Here is a 19,051-nt window from a genome sequence, read left to right on the forward strand (position 1 = left end):
ACTCCTTCCAATCGTGTTCAGTCACCGTGCCGGGCACTGCCCACCAGCCGGTCGGCAGCGCGCGCCGCCAGCGCCATGATGGTGAGCGCCGGGTTCGCGCTGCCCTGAGTGGGCAGCACACTGCCGTCCACAATCCACAGGTTCGGCACCGCAAAGCTGCGGCAGTCGGCGTCGACGACCCCTTCTTGTTCGGTCGCGGCCATGCGAGCACCGCCGACCAGGTGCGCGGCGCGCTCGATCGTGATCACTTCGTCGGCTCCCGCGGCCCGCAAAATGCGTTCCATGACGCGCGTCGCAGCCCGCAGCAGCGCCCGGTCGTTGTCACACTGCGTGTAGTCGAAGCGCGCGATCGGTAGCCCGTACTGGTCGGTCTCGTCTGCCAGCGTGACCCGGTTACCTGGCTGCGGCAAGAACTCGCACAGCGCGCCGAGGCACGCCCAGTGAACATAGTCGCTCATGTAGTTGCGCAGGTCTGCACCCCAGTATCCCTGCGCCATCACATGCTCTGCCCACGTGATCGGCAGCGGCGACACCGTCTGCACCGAGAACCCGCGCTTGTAGGGGGCAGCCTGGTCGGTTTCGTAGAAGTCTTCGCTGCTCACCTCGGGCGGCGGCCCCTTCCACATGCGCACCTCTTCGTCGAAGCGACCAGCGGTCTGCGGCGCCCCCTGCACCATCAGGTACCGCCCCACCTGGTCGTAGTCGTTGCACAGCCCGTCACGAAACCGTGCAGACGTCGAGTTGAGTAGCAGCCGGGGCGTCTCGATCGAGTACCCCGCCACCGCGACCGCGCGGGCCCGCTGAAACCGCGGCACTCCGCCCCGCACGTAGTACACTCCCGTCGCGCGCCCGGTGCGCTGGTCGATCGCGATCTCGGTGACCATCGAATCTGGCCGCACTTCGCCGCCGTGCGCGAGCGCATCAGGTACATGCGTGATGAGCGGCGACGCCTTCGCGTTCACCTTGCACCCCTGCAGGCAGAACCCGCGATAAATGCAGTGCGGGCGGTTGCCGAAGCGGCCGCTCGTGATCGCTACGGGCCCCACCTTTGCGGTGATGCCGCACGCGAGCGCCCCACGTTGAAAGATCTCACCGTTACCCGAGACGGGGTGCGGGCTATACGGGTACGTGTGCGGGTCGCCCCACGGCCACGCTTCGCCCGACACCGGCAGCTCGCCCTCGATCTGCTCGTAGTACGGCTTGAGCGTCGCATAGTCGATCGGCCAGTCGGCGCCCACACCGTCTTGCGTGTGCGTGCAAAAGTCGCTGGGATGAAGCCTCGGCGTGTACCCGGCATAGTGCACCATCGACCCACCGACCCCGCGGCCCGAATTGTTTGCGCCCAGCGGCACCGGATCGCCCCCGCCGATCTCGCGCGGCTCCGTCCAGTACAGGCCGTGCGACCCGGCTTCATCACTCACCCAGTCACTCTCGGGCTCCCAGAACGGCCCGGCCTCGAGCGCTGCGACCTTAAGCCCCGCCCGCGCGGTGCGCTGCAGCAGGGTCGCGCCACCCGCGCCGCAGCCCACGATCACGAGATCAATCTCGTCGCTGTCTGCGAACTGTCGCATCTGGGCGCGCAGTGCGGGCTCGACTCGAGCACCGTTACGTGTAAGCAGCCAGGCCGACTCGTTGCGCTGCCGCACCGCGTTCATCGTTTATCCTCCGCTTCTTCCGACTCCGGGCGCTCCGGCGGTTCCGGCGGTTCCGGCGGTTCCGGCGGTTCCGGCTCTGCAACCGGATCATCGCTGGGATGAGCGTCTCGCACTTCGAAAGGCTCGAGCCTGTCGACGCCCAGGTTCTTATAGCCGCGCGGGTAGGCGGGGCCCGCGAAGCCGATCTCGTTCCACGCCCACGGGTGCGCATAAAACGCGGTGCAGGCGTAGCGGCTCCACAGGCTCCACACGTGCGCCGCGACCATCGTGTGCCACACGCCCGCACCGAGCGCCTGCACACGGCGCAATAGTTCATGCTGCTCGCCCCACCCGCACTCGGCGAACGGTGCATTATACGCCGCCACGGCGTCGGTGTCGAGGGCAGCGAGCGACCGTCTCCACGCTGCATCGTCGGGCGCCAGGTCGTTATAGTGCCAGCCGTCAGTGCTCCCCGCCGCGAGCCGCTCATCGATCATCTGCGCAACGGGTACGCGCGGCGCTGCGCGCTGGCCGAGCAGCTGGTCGCACAGCGCCGCCGCCGCAGCCCCCTCGGCCGCGCTAAAAAATTGCAGCTCGGGCGAGTGTTCGAGCCGCCCCTCCACGACCTCGCGGGTAGCTTCGTCCCAGTGCTGCGCTTGCCCCAGCACATCGAAGCCAGGAAACCGCGCACCCCCATGATCCGGGTCAAGAGGCAGCGACGATTCGAGAGGCAGCGACGATTCGAGACGTTTCGCAGGCATGTGGCCGCGCTCACTTCTCGCGCCGCAGCAGGGCGGCGAGCAGCCCCATGCCGCCCACGAGCGTGACGAGCAGGGGCGCCATGAGGGGCGGCCCCATCTCCATGTTGTAGCGAAAGTTGCGCCAGCCGCCGGGCTTTTGCCCGATGCCGCGGCCGTGCAGCCACACTCCCTGCACGCCGTTCGCGACGATCGCGGCAGATGCGATGGGCAGCACAGTCTTCGCGGCGCGTTTGCTGCAGACGCCTGCGATGCCCGCCGCTGCGCCGACCGGGCCAAGAATGACGGGCGCCCACATCCACCGGTTCCCAAAACTGGCTTTGTCGTGTTCAAAGAATATCTCGGCCGCGGTGACGACCGCGCCCAGCGCCGTCAGCGCCGCCAGGCTGCGCTCGAACCGCCCCGTGCGCACATTGCGCACCAGCCGATCGATGCCCTGCACTGTCTCATCGATGCTGCGCGCGGCGCCACGGGTGCCGCGCGCCGTCTCGGCAGCGAGCGCCCGGCGCGCATGCTTGGCCTGTTTCTGTGCCCGAGTCAATGCCTGTTTCGCCTGTTTCGTTGCCGACTTCGTCATGTTCGCCCTCTCACCCGCGCTCACCCGCGCGTTTTGTGACCGCATTCGCCCCGAGGGTCGAACACTTTGCTTGGAAACACAACCCCCTTGCGGCTGAGTGCGAGGCGCGCATAGTGGGATCCAAGGAGGCCCATCATGAGTCGTATCACCGTTTCTTCCGCTGACCCGTCACCCACCGACCAGGTTGTCGTTGTCACGGGTGCAAGCGCGGGGATCGGGCGCGCGACCGCGCAGGCGTTTGGTGCTCGCGGCGCGAAAGTGGCGCTCTTAGCGCGTGGCGAGACGGGTCTGCAGGCAGCCGCACGCGACGTCGAAGCCGCGGGCGGTACAGCGCTTGTCGTGCCGGTCGATGTCGCTAGCGCCGATCAGCTGGACGAAGCCGCCACGAGCATTGAAGAAGCGTTTGGCCCGATCGACGTGTGGGTGAACGTCGCGTTCACGTCGGTGTTTGCCGAGTTTACGAATATGAGCGCGGCCGAGTTTAAGCGCGTCACCGAAGTGAATTATCTCGGGTATGTCTATGCAACGATGGCGGCGCTGCACCGCATGCTGCCGCGAGACCACGGCACGATCGTGCAGGTGGGTTCGGCGCTCGCCTACCGTGGGATCCCATTGCAGACCGCCTACTGCGGGTCAAAGCACGCGATTCAGGGGTTTCACGAGGCCCTCAGGTGCGAGCTGTTGCACCGCAAGAGCCGGGTGCGCGTGACGATGCCGCAGATGCCGGCGGTGAACACACCCCAGTTTGATTGGGTGATCAACCGCATGCCAAAGGCGGCGCAGCCCGTGCCGCCGATCTATCAGCCCGAGGTGGCGGCGCGTGCCGTCGTATACGCCGCCGATCACCCTGGGCGCCGGGAATACTGGGTGGGCGGCAGCACCGCCCTCACGCTCGCGGCCAACGCTGTCGCACCGGGTCTGCTTGACCGTTTTCTCGCGCGTACCGGCTATGCGTCGCAACAGATCGAGCGCCCCGAGAGCGCAAACCGACCCACCAATCTGTGGGATCCCGCTGACGGCGAGGGCGGGCGCGACTACGGCGCACACGGCAGCTTTGACACCCGCTCGCGCGGCCGCAGCTCGCAGCTGTGGGCGTCGCAACACCACGGGCTACTCGCGGCGATAGCTGCTGCAGGGGCTGCCGCGGGCTGTGCGGTGGGCGCGGTGGGCGCGGTGTCGGCTGGCGCCCGCGCGCTGATCCGGCAAAGGAGGGCATGATGAGCGCCACCGAGCAGGCGAAACCTGCTGGGCCAGTGCGCAGCCTCGTCGCCGCCCGTATGGACCGGCTGCCGTGGACGGCGTTTCACTGGTCAATTGTCGTGGGTTTGGGCACCTCGTGGATTCTTGACGGCCTCGAGATTCAGATCGTCGCCACCGCCGGGTACGCGCACGACCTGCAGATGAACTCGGCGCAGGTCGGGTTCACCGGCACGATCTACCTGATCGGTCAGGTTGTCGGCGCGCTGTTCTTCGGCCGTCTGTCTGACAGGCTCGGCCGACGGCGGCTCTTCATTCTGACGCTCGCCATCTACCTCATCGGTAGCGGTATCGCGGGCCTGTCACCCGCCATGTGGTTTCTGTGGATCTTTCGTTTCGTCGCGGGCCTCGGCATCGGCGGCGAGTACACCGCCATCAACTCAGCCATCGACGAGCTGATCCCATCACACTATCGCGGCCGCGTCGACATTGCCGTCAACGGTACGTACTGGGCGGGCGCCGCAATCGGTGCGTTCGCAAACCTCTTCCTCCTGGCAGACAAAGATTTTGCAAACGCCTGGGGCTGGCGTATCGGCTTCTTCATCGGCCCATTTCTCGGGCTGATCATCATCTACCTGCGACGCCACATTCCCGAGAGCCCACGCTGGCTCATGACCCACGGTCACGAGGAGCAGGCCGAAGCGACCGTCACCAAGATCGAGGACGACATCAAGGCGGCAGGTCACAAGCTCGCCGACGTCGACGAGAACCTCGCGCTCGATGTCGTGCCGCTCAAGAACGTGCCGTTTCGTCAGGTCGCCCACACGTTCTTGCGCACCTACCCGCGCCGCACGTTCTTGGGCCTCAGCATGATGATCTCGCAGTCGTTTCTCTACAACGCGATCTTCTTCACGTATGCGCTCGTGTTGCAAAAGTTCTATGACATCTCACCCGCCAACATCGCGTTCTACTTCTTTCCGTTTGCGATCGGAAACCTTGCGGGCCCGCTCGTGCTGGGGCCGCTGTTTGACACGCTGGGACGACGCAAGATGATCTTCGGCACGTACGCGCTCGCGGGCGGTGTGCTCGCGGTCTCGGCCGCGCTGTTTCAGGCCGATGTGCTGAACGCCACGACCCAGACCGTGTTCTGGTGCGTCTCGTTCTTCTTCGCTTCAGCGGGCGCCTCCAGCGCCTATCTGACCGTGAGCGAGATCTTCCCGCTCGAACTGCGCGGGCAAGCGATCTCGTACTTCTTCGCGGTCGGTCAGATAGCCGGATCCATCGCGCCCACCCTCTACGGTGCCATGATCGGTGACGGTTCTGACCGTGGGCCGCTCGCGGCCGGCTATTACCTCGGCGCGGGGATCATGATCGCGGGCGGTGTGATCGCGCTGATCTTCGGCGTGAATGCCGAAAGACAGTCGCTCGAGAGCATCACCGACCCGCTGTCGAAGGCGCCGGGTGATCGCGGGCAACACGATCACGACCACGACCACGACCACGACCACGATCACAAAGGAGACTCAGCATGACGTTCGTAGTGGTAGGCGTGAGCGCCTCCAGCGGATCCCCCCAGGCACTGCGAGCAGCCGCGGTCGAGGCGCAACAGCGCGAGGCGACCCTTGTGGCGGTGCAGGCGTGGCGCGCCCCGATCCCTCCCGCTGCCCCGGGCGGAAAACCACCCGGGGTGTCGCGCGACATCGAGTCGGCGCTCACGAGCGCCCAGCGCGTACTGCGCAGCCGCGTCACAGCAGAGCTCGGCCCAGACATTCCTGTTATCTGCAAGGTACTCCAGGGTGCGCCCAGCACAGTGTTGCTTGCCGAGGCGGCTCAGGCCGAGCTACTCGTGCTCGACGCCCCGCGCACCCGCGCGAGCATGAAGTCCCCCGTGCTCGCGCACCGGCTCATCTACACCGCGAAGTGCCCCGTGCTGATCATGCCGCCGGCGCCCGAGGTTCACACCCCCTGAGCAGCGCACGCGCAGGAGATCTGCACTCCTGCAGGACGAAATCGGCCTTTTTCTCCTGCACGAGCGCTGATCTCCTGCACCAGTGCAAATTGCACACGCCACAATGTTCAGTCGACAGTCCTACCGCGCCTACCGCGGTGGCTGCAGCGATCGCGGGTCCACAGGTGTGCCCCGCCCCTTCAACAGGCTGGCCGGTGCGAGACCCGCCGCGCCAAACTTCTCGCGCACCGAGTCGACAGCCTGATCGACGGCGTTCAAGTCTTCGTCGTCGTCCCACAACCCAGCGAACCCGCCGTTCGCTTCTCCCAGCTGCTCGGCCCGCACCCCGATCAGGCGCACCCGGCGCCCCTCGCTCCACGCCTCTTCAAAGAGCTCGCGGGCGGTGAGATAGATGCGCTGCGTCGCGCTCGTGGGCTCCGATAGGGTGCGCGACCTGGTGATCGTTTCGAAGCTCGACCACCGCAGCTTGATCGCGACGGTGCGGGTGGTCATGCCCCGCGCACGCAGCCGCTCCCCCACACGCGTAGACAGCCGCAACAGTTCACGCCGCAGCACCTCGCCGTCGGGCTCATCGAACTCAAACGTTTCTTCGTGCCCAATACTCTTCTCGGTACGCTCGGTCTCAACACCGCGCAAGTCACGGCCGTGCGCGAGCTCGTGCAGTTTCTCGGCGCTCGCCGCCCCCACGATGCGGCGCAGTGAGTCGATGGGCTCGTTTGCGAGGTCGGCGACCGTGTGAATGGCGCGCGCGGTGAGGGAGCGCGCCGTGGCCTGGCCCACACCCCACATGGCCGAAACGGGCAGCGGATGCAAGAACTCGAGCGTACGCGCGGGCGCAATCTCGAGCACCCCATCTGGTTTGGCGCGCTGCGACGCGAGTTTCGCGATGAACTTGGTGCCCGCAAGCCCCACAGATGCGGGCAGCCCCAACTCGCTGCGAATCCGTTCACGCAGCTGCCTCGCGATCTCGGCGGGCGTACCAAACAGCCTGGTCGAGCCTGCCACGTCGAGAAACGCTTCGTCGATGCTGAGCGGCTCGACAAGCGGCGTGAACTCGTGAAAAATGCGCATCACCTCACGCGATGCCGCCCGATACTTTTCAAACACGGGCGGCACAAAAATGAGCTGCGGGCACAGCTGTTTGGCGCGCGCCACGGGCATGGCCGAGCGCACGCCAAACCGCCGCGCTTCGTAGCTCGCGCTCGAAACGACCGACCGTGCGGTGTCGTGCGCAGCGGCAACGGGCTTACCCACGAGGTCGGGGCGTTCAAGCAGCTCGACCGACACGAAGAACGCGTCCATGTCGACGTGCAAAATAGACGCCTCACCGCGCATCTCGCCCCGCTCCTTCGTGCTCACTCCCCTATTGCATCACACCCAGTCTTGGCCCGGGCCCGGTCTTGGCCCGGGCCCGATGATCCGGATCAGACGCGCGCTTGCTGCTCTCGCCAGTGCGCCGCTTTCGCAAGCAGCTCTTCGATCGCGGCGTGGAAGCGTTTCGTGGGTGCGCCGGGGGTCGTGTCACCAAAGTAGCGGGTCGACCAGACGCCGAGGCGTTCGCGCGCCGCGTCGTCCCCTATGACAGCGTCGAGCACAGCCTCGATGTTGTCGCAGTCGCTCGCTGCGAGCCACTCGCACTCGCTCAGGTATCCGCCTTCGTCGACCGACGCCTCAGGCGCGACCGGCTGCGTCACCATCAGCGGTTTGCCCGTCGCGAGCCGGTCGTACACCATCGCCGAAATATCGCAGATCGCCACGTCTGGCAGGCTCAGCTGCCAGCCCAGCGCGGGCGCGGTGTCGTAGACGTGCTGCGCGGTCGGATCGTGTTTGTTGGCCTCGGCAAGCATTGCGATGATGCGCTTGTTCGCCTCGCCAAAGCCCGCGTCGACGACGCCGCTGCGGGGGTGCGGGCGATACACCACGCGGTGCCGGCCCGTTGCGATGAGCTTTGCCACGAGTTTCTCACCGTGAGTTGCCACCGAGCCATAGCTTGCGGCGGGCCGGTCGCCCTCCCATGTGGGGGCGTACAGCACGACGGTGCGATCATCGGGCGTGAAGGGCGGTTCGCCCGTCAAATGGTCGGCCTGCGGGCGGCCGATCGCAACCGTGCGGGTCGTCACGTCGTAGTCCCACAGCGCCTTCGAGAGCCTGTCACGCGCCGCGTCTCCGGCGACGAAGGCGTAGTCGTACGCCTTGTGCTGGTTACTCGTCATGTACATCTTGTCGCTCTCACCGTGGTTCACAAACACGTGCCACCGCTCGCCGTAGCGCATCATCTGAAAGTTGCGGGTGTTCTGGTTCACGTAGAGAATCACGTCGAGGTTCTGGGCCGCGATGACGCGCTCAATGTCGGTGACTTTTTGCACGAAGGCAACGTCGAGCCCGCTCTCGCGCATCAGCTGCCGGGCGCCTGCCGCGTTGCGCGCGAGCAAGAGCACCGGGTGCTGCTTGGACAGCTCAACGAGCGGTGCATACCACTGCCGCATCTGGTAAATATTCACGTCGCTGTCGGCAAAGTACACGCCCACGCGGTAGTGCTCGGTCGGCAGCGGGCCGCGCGCCGCGAGCATGTCGCGCAGTTCGAAGTACGCCCGCCGCCCCTTGAGTACGCGCTGCGCCAGGCGGGCGGCGCGCTTCACATCCTTCGCAATCTGCATCCCTATAGAATACCGCGGCGATCCCGTGAAGAGCCCCGGCCTGGCCCCGGCCCGGCCCCGGCTCAGCCCGCTGTGGCAAGATCGACAGGTGACCAACCCCGCGCCCACCCTTGCTCCGCTGCCCGCCTTGCCGTCGGTCAGCTACGTGATGCCCGTACTCAATGAGGCCGATTTTCTCGCGGCAGCGGTGCGCACCGTGTTAGCGCAGGAGTACACGGGCGAGAAAGAGCTCGTCATCGCGCTCGGCCCCTCGACCGACGCGACCAACGAGGTCGCGGCTCAGCTTGCGGCCGAAGACGCGCGGGTGCGCCTCGTCGAGAACCCCGCCCGCGATATCCCCGCCGGGCTGAACCTCGCGATCGCGCACACGAGCAACGACATCATCGTGCGCGTCGACGCGCACTCTGAGCTCACCCACGATTACACCGAACGCGCGATCGCCGCGCTGCGCGACGCCGATGCCGCAAACGTGGGCGGAGTGATGCGCGCTGCTGGCGAGGGCCCGGTGCAGCGCGCGATTGCCCGCGGCTACAACAGCCCATACGGCTTAGGCGGCGGCGCCTATCACGGTGACGGTGAGCCCGGGCCCGCCGAATCCGCGTACCTCGGAGTGTTTCGCCGCGAGGCGCTCGACGCCGTGGGCGGCTATGACCCCGAGATCCTGCGTGGTGAAGATTGGGAGCTCAACCTCAGACTGCGCCGCGCCGGCTATCGCGTGTGGTTCGCTCCCGCGCTCGAGGTGACCTACTGGCCACGCGCCAGCTTCGCCGCGCTCGCCAGGCAATTTTTCGCGACCGGAGCCTGGCGTGCCGAGCTGGTACGCCGCTACGGCCGCGCCAACCCCTGGCGCTTCTTCGCGCCGGGGGTCCTCGTCATCGGCCTCGCCGTGAGCACCATCGCGCTTGTGCTGCTCGGTGCGGGCGCGCTGCCCTGGGCATCGGCCTGGCCGCTGCTGCTCACACCGCTCGCGCTGTACCTCGCGGGCGTGCTGTTTGCGACCGCGCGCATTCCGGATCAGCGGGGGGCGCGCGACCGTTTCTTCACTGCCATAACCCTCGTGACCATGCACGTGTGCTGGGGTTCGGGGTTCTTGCGTGGCCTCGCACTTGGGGCACACCGCGTGGTTGACCGCTCCCGCATCTCCTCGTAGCGCGTCGCGTCGTTGCCAAGCTTCGTTCTGCGACGTACGCTAAGTACACGACGTACTTAATGGACCTACAGCGACCGATGGAGTAAATAGTGTCCCTTGCGACAGCCTCCGACTATCAGACATTTTCTAGTGCACGCACCCATCTCAAGGAAGTGCTGGACCGTGCCCGCGCTGGCAAAGTTGTTACGATTACACGCGGTGCCGAAGTATCTGCCGTGGTGTCGGCCGACAAACTGCAGGATTATTTTTTTCGCACTGTTGTGCCCGGTCTTGAGATCGCACACGAGAGTGGCCGAGTGATCGCACTGATGCATTCACGTCCATTCGTTTCTGAGGGGCTCACGGTCGACGAAGCCCTTGCAGACATGCTGCACGCCCTACGGGAATACGCAGAGGATTGGGAAGATCATCTCTCCACCGCACCTAACCATGCCCAAAACTGGGCACTGGTGCAGTTAGTGCAGCTGTCTTCGGACGAAGAGCTTCTTGATTGGTTCGAACGTGGCGGAGCATAAACATGCGCCGATAACCCGCGAAGACCACGACACTTTCTGTCTCACTGAACAGTGGGAGCTGAAACGTGGCGCTACCGGGCAGCCCGTTCAGCACCATCGAACCTACATTCTGCGCCTGTGGAACGGGCACGTACTGCGCACACGTATCTCGCGCCCCATAGACGGCTCGCAATACCCTAAGAGCATGTGGGCCCACATCTTACGATCACAGCTCGAGGTCGATGCTGCGACGTTTTGGAGCTGTGTGAATGACCGAATCTTGCCCGATCGCGGCGACCCTACGCCTCGTCAGCCACGCAGCCCCATTCCCCTATATCTTTACCGAGAGCTGACGCGCCTCGGCGTGCCAGAGTCTGAAATCGCGAAGCTCGATATTGCAGATGCCGCAAAACGTTACGCGGAATTACTCGCTAACGGCGGTTAGCCTGCGAAAGCTCCCAGTTGTTCGAGCTCATCGACCACGCGTCCCGCCGCGTGGCCGTCGTCGTGCGGGTTGAACTTCTCGCGCCACGAGGTATAGCGCTCGGCGTGAGCCTCAAACCAGGCTTCGCTTCCCTGCTCTGCGATACGGCGCGCCGCATCAATCACCTCAGCGCGTGAGGCGACGATGGGGCCGGGCGCTTCACGCTCGAAATCGAACGTGAAGCCGCGCTCTCGGTCGCGGTACGCGGCGAGATCGGGGGCAAAGAAGACGAGCGGTAGCCACGCCACAGTGGCGTCAAACATGATCGATGAGTAGTCGGTGACGACCAGGTCGGCGGCGATCAACACATCATTAATGTCGGGGTGGCCGCTCACATCAATCACACGGCCGCCGTCGCCGTACGCACCGTACACCCCAAACGCCTGCGTGCGGGTATGACCGCGCGCGAGCACGACCCACCCATCACCGAGTTCACGGGCGAGGGCAGCCACGTTGAGGTCATCGACAAGCGTTACGCCGCCGTCGCGCCAAGTCGGCGCGTAGACGAGCACGCGTTCGCCCGCGTGCACGCCAAGGCTCGCACGGGCCACTGACACTGCGATCGGGTTGCGCTCTTGCCCAATCGCGGCTGTCGCGAGCCTGTCGCAGCGTGGGTAACCGGCCTCGATGATGCGGCCACGAAACGCATAGCTCGCGCGAAACTGCTCGGTTGAGTGCGGGTTTTGTGACAGCAACAGGCTCCAGCGCCGGCTCTCACGCTTGATCGCGATGCGCGTGCGCAAGCCGACCTTTGGGCGCCCGAGCGCCAGATGCTTGAGCATCGTGCCGTGCCAGGTCTGCAACACAATCTGGCCGCGCGCCCGGCGAAAACCGTAGCGCAGCCAATCGTTCGCGACGATCAATTTCGCGTAGCGCCTAGCGGCGTGCCACTCACGGCCGCCCACGAGCAGCGGCACCGCGCCGCCTGGCACCTGCTGCGTCTCGTTCGTTACGCTCCAGTATCGGGTGACGTGCGGCGCTCGGGCGGCAATCTCACGGTCAAGCGCAAGCGGATTACAACTCACCTGCCTGCCGTAGAAGCTCTCAAAAAACGCCGCGGGCGCCTGCACGAGTTCGCGGGCGGGGCGCTGCAACTGCGCGATCTGGTCAAGCACGCGACCCGCGGCCCCACCCTCGGGGTGCGCGTGAAAGCGTGCCGCGAGCGCCCGCGCATCTGACACCGCCGAACGCAGCGCCGCGTGCGAAGTCGTGAGCTCGGTAAGCCTCGCCGCGAGCGTGTTCCAATCATGCGCAATGCGCCCAAAACTGGTCACCTCGAGCGGTTCGTACAGGCCGCGTGATGCGGTGTAGTGCGCGAGGTCTGGAGCAAACCATACGACAGGCCGCTGCAGCAGCGCGAAGTCAACGGCGATCGACGAGTAGTCGGTGATCAGCCAGTCCACGCCGCCCAAGAGCGGCGTAATATCACGCACGCGGTCGCTGCCGAGCAGGTGCACACGCTCGCTGTGCCAGCTCGCCCACTCCCCCTCGCCGAGCGGGTGCGACCGGATCACGAGGTGCGCATCGGCCGCGGTAAGCGCGCGCTCGATCGCGGCGCGCTCCGCCGCCTCGGGCAGCAGCGGATCCTCTGCACCGTCGCGCCACGTCGGCGCGTACAACACGACCTTTTGCTGTGCGCCAAGCTCAACGCCCACGCGCGCAATCAGCTCGGTGCGCGCGGCTTCGGCGCGATCCGGATCGATGGCCTGCGCCGCAAGCGCATCGTCGCGTGGGTCGCCCAGCACCCGCACCTTGCCCGGATCGACGCGAAACGCCGAGCGCAGCCGCGTGGCGGCGAGCGGGGAGCCTGCGACATACAGATCGACCGAATTCGCGCCGCGCGCGTACATGCGACGCAGCACGCGCCGCACGATTGCGGGCCCTCGCACCGCGGTCGTGACGGGCGAATCAAAGTGCAGTTTCTTGAGCGGTGCTCCGTGCCACAGCTGGGTGATGAAGCCGCCCTGCACGCCGAATCGGTTCACGTCGCCGAGGCCGTGTGTGACTACGATCTGCCCTGCACGCAGCGTCGCCCAAAACCCGGCCCAGCTGCGGCGCGCGATGGGGGTGAACCCCTCACCGCGCGCCTGCTCAGCTTCGATCTCGGTTGCCGTCAGCCACACGATGGGGGTGGCCGGTTCGCGCCTCGCGAGTTCGCGGGCGACGACGAGCGCCCCCTCGCCGACCCCCACACCACTGCCAAACACCCAGCGGGTTTTCACACGCGGCACGAACCACGACAGCACGAGCGCGAGCACGTACTTGGGTAGGGCGAGGAGCTTTTCAAGGTTGCCCTGTTCGAAGCGAAATCGTGACGTGCTGCTCATTGTGTCCATGCTACGGGATACGAGTGAGCGTTATGCCCTTACCATTCGAGCTCGCCGAGCTTGGCTTCGGTCTGCGCGGCCTTGCCGCCGCGGGTGTAGTCGATCGTGACCGTGCTGCCGCCCGCATTCATGCGCACCAGCGCAGACACCGAGGTGCCGTCGACCGCGGGCACACCGTTCACGGCAGTGACTACGTCGCCCGCGCGCAGTCCAGCCTTGTCGGCGGCGCCGCCCTTCATGACGTCGACCAGCAGGCCACCCGCGTGGTTAGCGTCTTCGTCGGTGTCCTGCGACGAATCGGCGACGCTCGCACCAAGCAGGCCGTGCGAGGGTTGTTCGCCAGCAATGATCGAGTCGGCGACCCGGGCCGCCAGGTTCGAGGGAATCGCGAACCCGAGGCCCGCGCTGCCGGCCACGCCGTCAGAACTCGTGGGCGAGGCGATAGCGACATTGATGCCGATCAACTCGCCCTTGCCGTTCAGCAGCGCGCCGCCCGAGTTACCCGGGTTGATGGACGCGTCGGTCTGCACAACAGGCAGGGTGACCGTGCCGGTGCGCTGTTGCTGTTGCTGTTGGCCGCCGTCTTGCCCCTGATCGGGGAGGCCGAATCGGAAGTCCCACGGGAAGCCGTAGCTGTCGCCGCCGTCTTGTTCGCCCTGACCACCCTGGTCGCCCTGACCGTCTTGACCGTCTTGCGGTGTTGCAGGGTCTTGCGGAATGAGCGGGCTTCCTACCGAGATGCCACGGTAGAGCGAGCTCACAACACCGCTCGTGACAGTGTTCGCGAGGTTGAGGGGAGCACCAATGGCCACCGTGAGATCACCCACGTTGAGCTTGCTGGAATCCGCCACTTTAATAGCGGGAAGCCCGGTAGCTTCGACCTTCACGACGGCGAGGTCGGCATACGGGTCGACGCCGACGAGCTTGCCGTCGAGAATGCGGCCGTCACTGAGTTTCACGCGGATCTTGGCGTTATCGCTGGCCGCGCCATCGAGTGTCACCACGTGCGCGTTCGTGACGATGTAACCGTCTTCGCTGTAGATCACGCCTGAACCCGATCCGCTCGCGCTTGCGCCCGCCACCTCGAGTGTCACAACGCTCGGCGTAGCCACCGCGGCCACACCCGAGATCGCGGTGGCGGTCTCTGCGTTGTTGAGCGTGAGCGTGCCGCTCGCTCCCTGCGCCACAACCTGCTGCGTACCGTTTGCCGAGACCACGGCCGCAACGCCGCCACCGACTACACCGCCCAGCAGTGCACCGATTGCAAGCCCCGCGAGCAGCATGCCCGTGCGGCCCTTCGGCTGCGCGCTGTGGTGACCGTTGTAGTCACCGCCGTCGCCGTTGTTACCGTTGCCGCTGTTGCCGCTGTGACCCTGCGCGCTCCCACTGCCATCTACCGGTGCAGCTTCGCGAGTAGCGACTGGCGCAGCAAAGCTCGACCCCGGCGCCTGTTGGTATGACGCGTTCGGCTGCTGCTGCTGTTGCTGCTGCTGGAAGCCTGGCACCTGCGGCGCTGGCAGGTTCGGCAGCGGCGTAGTGGCCTGTGCGGCAGCGGGCCACTGTGCCCTGTGCTGAGCCACCGGCACCCGGGGCGCCAACGGAGCCGTCGGCACGGCTGGTGCGGACACAGCTGGTGCGGGCACAGTGTGTGTGGGCGCAACTGGTGCAGCGTGCGGTAACTGGGTCGTAACCTGCTCGTGCGGTGCTACCTGGGGCTGCGGTGCCGCAGGTGCGGGGTAGCTGGTGGGCTCTGGTGCCGCAGCACCCGCAGCGTTGTTGCTTGCTGGCGTTGCTGGCGTGTTGTTCTCGGGCGTTGTGGCCATGGTGGCTCCCTTCGTATGTCTCAACTGTGGCCTGCAAACCTATGAATTCAATTTGGAAGGGCTGCACAGAACCTGCTGGTCTCGATTCCCCCACCCTCGCACACACCTCAGACGGGCGGCGCAACACGCCCTGTGCACACACGATTCGTGAGGCCCAAATACCCGTGATAGAGTTACTTCTTGTGACGCGGGGTGGAGCAGCTCGGTAGCTCGCCGGGCTCATAACCCGGAGGTCGTAGGTTCAAATCCTGCCCCCGCAACTGTGAGAAAGGCCCTCGGTTTGGTATTAACACCAAACCGGGGGCCTTTCGCTTTGCTGTCCACGTGAGCCATTCTGGGGCTGGCCCTTCTCGCTGGGACCCACCCACTGTTCCGTCTGGCCAAGAACTCTCTGCCGACCCAGGCATGCAGATCTTCAATCAGCAGATCCTCAAGAACGACATCGAATCAATTCTGGCGAGCCTCGCGTGCACTCAGGCCCGCGACGCACACACGAACACGCTAATCGTAGTTACCTTCGCTGCGGGCGTGACTTTGTTCTTCGGCCACGCTGCGCTCTGGGATCGCCCAGGAAAGAAGCCAGTTGCCTAAGCAAACACAGCCCCACTGTCCCCCACGCCCTTCGAGGGTCTCAGCACGCTTCGCCAGAACACCGTACTCCACAGGGCAATGCCCAGAAAACTCAGCACGGTCCCGGTCACCTGCAGCGCTGGCCCGAGGGCCGCAAACTCCGGCCGAATTTCGAGCACCGGCTCTGTCAGGGTGGGTTGGGAACTCATACGCAGGGAGGCCGTGGCCGCAAGGGATCTACCCACGTTGCCCAGATGCACGAGCAGGGCCGACAAGACCGTGCGCGTCACCCAGTCGCTTTGCAGTTTGCGCGTTTCAGCGTCGACATCGACATTCTCGCCGAACGCCGGCCTCGCGATGCGCACGAGGGCCACAAGAGCGATAATCAGCAGCAGTAGCAACGCAATAAGAGCGGGAACCGAAAAGTACCAGCCGTAGATCTCTGTCGCCGCGCGCTGCGTTCCGGCTTCGATTTCGTGCATGCGATAGCGCCCCTCGGAGTCGAGCGACGAGACCCGCCCCGCTGCGATGGCGACCGCTACCGCGACGAGTGCAAGCACACCTATCCATACCAGTTCACCCCTGCGAGCGAACCCCCAGATAGGACGCCGCACGAGGGCCACCCCGGTCGCGCGCGCGGGCGCACACGCCATGAGCGCCACTGCCAGTAGAGCCGCAATGAGTGGCAGCGCGTACTTTATAGGAGTGTCGCGCAGCCCCCACGCGAGCTCAGTCAGGCGCGGCAGACGCAGAAGCAAGAGCAATAGTTCTGCAGCGAAAGGCACCACAAGAAACACAAACGCAGTGATTGCTCCGGCTGCCGCAAGCTTGCGCGCCACAGGAGTTGGGGCGGCCCTAGAGTGCCTTCTCTCAAGGAACGCAAGTACGAGCCCCGCTGCGATGGCAGCCACAAACGGGCCGACGAGATAGAGCAGGTAGATCCTCAGCATCGTTACCTCCGACGTATTGCGCAATTGGCACAAAGTGTAACGAGTTGCCGTTACTCCATCAACAGCACAGGCTCCATGTCGCAAAGCAACACGCCCGCGTGCACGCCGCTTTGCGGCATGCGACAGGCACCCCGCTAAGCTAATGATTGTGACGCGGGGTGGAGCAGCTCGGTAGCTCGCCGGGCTCATAACCCGGAGGTCGTAGGTTCAAATCCTGCCCCCGCAACTGTGAGAAAGGCCCTTGGCTTGGAATTATTTCCAAGCCAAGGGCCTTTCGCTTTCCTGCCTCCAAGCCCCGCGCACAGGCCCGCTGCTCCTGGGCCCATCTACCGGGCTTGAATGTTTAGCAAGCCAGTCCAAGATCTCTCGGGTAGATTCCTCGTGACGTTCCTGCTGCACCCAATGACCACTATCGAGGCTGACTTCTTCGACATTCGGCACGTACGCGGAAAGCTGTTCGGAGCGGGCGACCGCGTCACGATTACCGTAGATCATGAGGGCAGGCTGCTGAATAATCGGGTTGGCGTCTGCGAGCAGGTGCCAGTTTCGGTTGAGGTTGCGATACCAATTAATACCTCCGGTAAACCCCGAACGCTCGAACGCTGAAGCGTAGACAGCGAGTTGCTGCTCGCTGAGCAGGGGTTCGCCGAGGGGACAGTCGTTGCGAGCGATCTGGATCATTGCCATGCCCGGTTTTGGTGGCGAAAGCGGCTCGTCCCTACGGTAGAGATTGTTAATAAACTTTGCAGGATTGGCGTCGAAGATCGCGTCTGCGACGCCCGGCTGTTTGTTGAAGTGAACAAAATAGTAGTCACCCCCAAACACCGCCTCCATGAAGTCGATCCACGGCATGTCGCCACGCATTAGGTAGGGCAAGCTGAGAGCCACGATCCTATCGATACGCTGCGGATACAGCAGCGCGAAGCTCCAGACAACGAACGCACCCCAGTCGTGGCCAATGAAGGTTGCACTCTCGTAGCCAAAGTGATCAAGCAGTGCCGCCAGGTCACCCGTTAGGTGCTCGATGTCGTATTCAATCACTTCGTCTGGTCTGGCTGAATTGCCAAATCCCCGCTGGTTAGGGGCGATCACATGGTAACCGGCAGCGACAAGAGCGGGAATCTGATAGCGCCAGGTGTACGCAAGATCTGGCCATCCATGGCACAGCACAATCGGATTCCCTTCGTTCTCGCGGCCAGCCTCGAACACCTCGAGGGCAACACCGTTCACAGAAATAATGGTGGCTTCAGGGAATGGAATCTCGTCACTTTTCTTGTACATGTATTCAAGGTATCGAGCTAAAAAGGACACCCAGTGACCGGTTTTTCTGGAAAGATGAAAATTGTGAAATCCGATCGATTAGTCGCCATTCTCTTGATGCTGCAGCGGCGCGAACAAGTCACTGCAGCAGAAGTCGCAAAGGAGCTCGAGATCTCAGAGCGCACCGCCCGCAGAGATCTCGACGCGCTCGGACTAGCAGGAATCCCCATCTATTCGGTCCAGGGCCGAAGGGGTGGCTGGCGACTTCTAGGTGGCGGGCGCACCGACCTTTCGGGCCTCACTGCCAGCGAAGCTCGCGCCCTATTCCTGGTCGCAGGGCCAGCAGCTTCGACGACTCCTGAGTTGAAAGCGGCACTTCGAAAACTCGTCAGAGCTCTGCCCGAGACTTTTCGTGAGCAGGCCGAAGCCGCCGCTTCTTCACTGCTCAGTGATTCACAACCGTGGGGTTCGGCCCGTGTTGCAATTTCAACACCCCCGTTCCTTGAGACGCTGCAGGACGCCGTCATTCGCGGCGTGCGGGTGGAGCTCAGCTACGTCGACAGTGCCGGAAACGCGTCGAAGAGGACCGTTGACCCGCTGGGCCTGGTGGCAAAAGAGTCACACTGGTACCTCGTTGCACAGACGAGAGCAGGTCAACGTACCTTTCGCATCGACCGCGTCACTGCCGTCACCCTCAGCAATGTCCTCGCGCACCGGCCCGCGAACTTCGACCTCACAGAGACCTGGCGCAATCTCACCGATGAGGCGAATCACAGACACTCGAACATCGAAGTTCACGCGAGCTGCACACCCGACGGGCTCGACTTCCTGCGCGCTGCGGTCGGCGGCAATCTAGAGATCGGCCCGCCTGCAAGCGATGGCCGCATCCCTGTGGTGATCCATGCACCCAGCGACTACGGGATCGCTGGCCATCTCGCGGGGCTCGTCGAGTGGCTCGAGATCACCAGCCCACAAAGCGTGCGGGACCATTTGGCTGGGATAGGAGCAGCGCTTACTGGGCGATATACCAAAACCGGTACTGACGTAGCAGCTGAGCCTAAAAGTTAGCCAGTTCGTACTGCTCTTGCTGGACTGCCGCCCGCCCCTCTGGAGCAATGAAGTATTCCTCCTGTGGACACACTCGTCCCAGGAGGATTCTTTTACCCCGTTCGCGGCCTGCGCTGCTGCCCCGGCACCGCCC

Annotated in this window: 16 protein-coding genes and 2 tRNA genes; 9 read left to right on the forward strand and 9 right to left on the reverse strand. The window is 64.7% G+C overall.

Annotation, left to right across the window (positions count from 1 at the left end; genetic code table 11):
• Nucleotides 1–17: 17 nt before the first annotated feature.
• Genes ACXR2W_RS10960 through ACXR2W_RS10970 form a run of 3 tightly spaced genes read right to left on the reverse strand, consistent with a single transcriptional unit; the run spans nt 18 to nt 2,969 of the window.
• Nucleotides 18–1,655 (reverse strand): GMC family oxidoreductase, encoded by a 1,638-nt coding sequence (locus tag ACXR2W_RS10960; protein ID WP_458815643.1) that lies wholly within the window; start codon nt 1,653–1,655, stop codon nt 18–20.
• Nucleotides 1,652–2,395: a gluconate 2-dehydrogenase subunit 3 family protein gene (locus ACXR2W_RS10965; RefSeq protein WP_458815641.1), complete on the reverse strand. Its 744-nt coding sequence runs from the start codon at nt 2,393–2,395 to the stop codon at nt 1,652–1,654. Before ACXR2W_RS10965 ends, ACXR2W_RS10960 begins: the two co-directional genes overlap by 4 nt.
• Nucleotides 2,396–2,405: 10 nt before the next feature.
• A complete protein-coding gene (locus tag ACXR2W_RS10970) occupies nt 2,406–2,969 on the reverse strand; it encodes a hypothetical protein (protein WP_458815639.1) in 564 nt (187 codons plus the stop codon).
• A gap of 135 nt (nt 2,970–3,104) precedes the next feature.
• Between ACXR2W_RS10970 and ACXR2W_RS10975 the strand changes: the two genes are divergently transcribed.
• From ACXR2W_RS10975 to ACXR2W_RS10985, 3 genes are read left to right on the forward strand one after another with little or no spacing between them, the layout of a single operon-like run.
• A complete protein-coding gene (locus ACXR2W_RS10975) occupies nt 3,105–4,187 on the forward strand; it encodes an SDR family oxidoreductase (protein ID WP_458815637.1) in 1,083 nt (360 codons plus the stop codon).
• A complete protein-coding gene (locus ACXR2W_RS10980) occupies nt 4,187–5,698 on the forward strand; it encodes an MFS transporter (RefSeq protein WP_458815635.1) in 1,512 nt (503 codons plus the stop codon). Before ACXR2W_RS10975 ends, ACXR2W_RS10980 begins: the two co-directional genes overlap by 1 nt.
• Nucleotides 5,695–6,135 carry a universal stress protein gene (locus tag ACXR2W_RS10985; RefSeq protein WP_458815633.1) on the forward strand — a complete coding sequence of 147 codons (441 nt, stop codon included), beginning with the start codon at nt 5,695–5,697 and terminating at the stop codon, nt 6,133–6,135. Before ACXR2W_RS10980 ends, ACXR2W_RS10985 begins: the two co-directional genes overlap by 4 nt.
• Before the next feature lie 129 nt (nt 6,136–6,264).
• Here the strand turns inward: ACXR2W_RS10985 and dinB are convergent, their stop codons facing one another.
• Together dinB and ACXR2W_RS10995 are read right to left on the reverse strand one after the other, a co-directional pair.
• Nucleotides 6,265–7,494, reverse strand: coding sequence for a DNA polymerase IV (dinB, locus tag ACXR2W_RS10990; protein WP_458815631.1), 1,230 nt, complete (start codon nt 7,492–7,494; stop codon nt 6,265–6,267).
• 65 nt (nt 7,495–7,559) lie between these two features.
• Nucleotides 7,560–8,792 carry a CDP-glycerol glycerophosphotransferase family protein gene (locus ACXR2W_RS10995; RefSeq protein WP_458815629.1) on the reverse strand — a complete coding sequence of 411 codons (1,233 nt, stop codon included), beginning with the start codon at nt 8,790–8,792 and terminating at the stop codon, nt 7,560–7,562.
• Nucleotides 8,793–8,940: 148 nt separating this feature from the next.
• On the opposite strand from ACXR2W_RS10995, the gene ACXR2W_RS11000 reads away from it, so the two are divergent.
• On the forward strand, nt 8,941–9,942 hold the full coding sequence (locus ACXR2W_RS11000) for a glycosyltransferase family 2 protein (protein ID WP_489945479.1): 1,002 nt from the start codon (nt 8,941–8,943) through the stop codon (nt 9,940–9,942).
• A gap of 89 nt (nt 9,943–10,031) precedes the next feature.
• The gene (locus tag ACXR2W_RS11005) at nt 10,032–10,457 is read left to right on the forward strand and encodes a type II toxin-antitoxin system prevent-host-death family antitoxin (protein ID WP_458815627.1); all 426 of its coding nucleotides are present in this window, start codon (nt 10,032–10,034) and stop codon (nt 10,455–10,457) included.
• A 420-nt stretch (nt 10,458–10,877) separates the two neighbouring features.
• On the opposite strand, the gene ACXR2W_RS11010 is transcribed toward ACXR2W_RS11005, so the two are convergent.
• Complete coding sequence (locus ACXR2W_RS11010; RefSeq protein ID WP_458815625.1) at nt 10,878–13,247, reverse strand: CDP-glycerol glycerophosphotransferase family protein; 2,370 nt, start codon at nt 13,245–13,247, stop codon at nt 10,878–10,880.
• 38 nt (nt 13,248–13,285) lie between these two features.
• Nucleotides 13,286–15,070: a S1C family serine protease gene (locus tag ACXR2W_RS11015; protein ID WP_458815623.1), complete on the reverse strand. Its 1,785-nt coding sequence runs from the start codon at nt 15,068–15,070 to the stop codon at nt 13,286–13,288.
• A 186-nt stretch (nt 15,071–15,256) separates the two neighbouring features.
• Here ACXR2W_RS11015 and ACXR2W_RS11020 point away from each other — a divergent pair.
• Nucleotides 15,257–15,330, forward strand: a tRNA-Met gene (locus ACXR2W_RS11020).
• A 145-nt stretch (nt 15,331–15,475) separates the two neighbouring features.
• The gene (locus ACXR2W_RS11025) at nt 15,476–15,661 is read left to right on the forward strand and encodes a hypothetical protein (RefSeq protein ID WP_458815621.1); all 186 of its coding nucleotides are present in this window, start codon (nt 15,476–15,478) and stop codon (nt 15,659–15,661) included.
• On the opposite strand, the gene ACXR2W_RS11030 is transcribed toward ACXR2W_RS11025, so the two are convergent.
• Nucleotides 15,658–16,590, reverse strand: a complete 933-nt coding sequence (locus tag ACXR2W_RS11030; protein ID WP_458815619.1) for a hypothetical protein — start codon at nt 16,588–16,590, stop codon at nt 15,658–15,660. The genes ACXR2W_RS11025 and ACXR2W_RS11030 overlap by 4 nt on opposite strands.
• 152 nt (nt 16,591–16,742) lie before the next feature.
• On the opposite strand from ACXR2W_RS11030, the gene ACXR2W_RS11035 reads away from it, so the two are divergent.
• Nucleotides 16,743–16,816: transfer RNA gene (locus ACXR2W_RS11035), tRNA-Met, on the forward strand.
• Between the two features lie 26 nt (nt 16,817–16,842).
• Here ACXR2W_RS11035 and ACXR2W_RS11040 read toward each other — a convergent pair.
• The gene (locus ACXR2W_RS11040; RefSeq protein WP_458815617.1) at nt 16,843–17,871 is read right to left on the reverse strand and encodes an alpha/beta fold hydrolase; all 1,029 of its coding nucleotides are present in this window, start codon (nt 17,869–17,871) and stop codon (nt 16,843–16,845) included.
• 63 nt (nt 17,872–17,934) lie between these two features.
• Between ACXR2W_RS11040 and ACXR2W_RS11045 the strand changes: the two genes are divergently transcribed.
• The gene (locus tag ACXR2W_RS11045) at nt 17,935–18,918 is read left to right on the forward strand and encodes a helix-turn-helix transcriptional regulator (protein ID WP_458815615.1); all 984 of its coding nucleotides are present in this window, start codon (nt 17,935–17,937) and stop codon (nt 18,916–18,918) included.
• Nucleotides 18,919–19,051 lie beyond the last annotated feature (133 nt).

It is taken from the genome of Leucobacter faecis, assembly GCF_054456695.2.